Genomic DNA, 286 nt, shown 5'->3' with positions numbered 1-286 from the left:
TTGAAGGGTCGTTCGAGACCAGGACGTTGATAGGCTGGGTGTGGAAGTGCAGTAATGCATTAAGCTAACCAGTACTAATTGCCCGTACGGCTTGTCCCTATAACCTTAGCAGGTACAGAGGATAAGAGCGTACAACGTTGTGAGTTTGTTGATACACCAATTCATTACCCCAATCTTTGCTTCTTCCAGATTCAGGCTTTGTCGCTCCACCGAGGACAAATGCCAGTACAAGTTATGCCTGATGACCATAGCAAGTTGGTCCCACCCCTTCCCATCCCGAACAGGA

1 rRNA gene is annotated in these 286 nt (G+C 48.3%); it reads left to right on the top strand.

From position 1 onward, the window contains the following. A 23S ribosomal RNA gene (locus GCN78_RS29040) occupies window positions 1-99 on the top strand; the annotation flags it as partial. Between the last annotated feature and the right edge of the window lie 187 nt (window positions 100-286).

This window comes from Janthinobacterium rivuli, assembly GCF_009208735.1.
Lineage (GTDB): Bacteria > Pseudomonadota > Gammaproteobacteria > Burkholderiales > Burkholderiaceae_D > Janthinobacterium.
Note: the sequence above shows the minus strand (reverse complement) of the source record. Positions and strands in the feature narration are given on the sequence as shown.